Annotated in this window: 1 pseudogene; it reads right to left on the bottom strand. The window is 75.8% G+C overall.

The features are described from left to right. Positions 1 to 598 (bottom strand): annotated as a pseudogene (locus ADK55_RS18615) (hypothetical protein); the annotation flags it as partial.

Genomic DNA, 598 nt, shown 5'->3' on the forward strand with positions numbered 1-598 from the left:
GTGGGGGGCAGTCCCAGGGTCGCGGCGTATCCGGCGCGGGCGGTGCGGGCGGCGATCCGGTAGCCGCGCAGTCGTGAGGCACGGGCGTGGATCCGCGATCCCAACAGCGGCCGGTCGGTGGCCGGGTCGTGCAGGATCTGCCCGCTCTCCTGATCCCCCACCATCTCGCCCCGGGCACCCGCCGCGCCGGGAACACCGCTTCCCGGGCCCTGGCCGGCGACGGAGGACAAGACCGCCCCGGCCGGGTGGCGGGGAGCCGGCTTTGGCCCGATTAACGCGGTGTGCGCGCCCCGAAGCACCATCGCGACGGGTGCGAAACCGCGCCTGCCTTCGGCGAGGGCGTCGCCGAGCAACCGGCCCGGCGACATCGGTGTGCCCGCGCCGTCGGCCATCGCGGCAAGGCTGCCGATCGACCCCCGAAGCCCCAACCCCAACCCCAGCCCGGTGCCGGTGCCGCTGGAGCGGTCGGCGCCGTGCAGGCCGATGGCCGCGCCGATCTCGGAGTTGTCGCCGGTCAGGTGGCTGCCGCCGACCTTCCGGTACCGCATCCGGGTGGCCAGGCGTTGCCCGAATCCGGCGGTGGCGGCCAGGATCCGGC

Source organism: Streptomyces sp. WM4235, from assembly GCF_001279725.1.
In the GTDB taxonomy this organism is placed as follows: Bacteria; Actinomycetota; Actinomycetes; order Streptomycetales; family Streptomycetaceae; genus Streptomyces.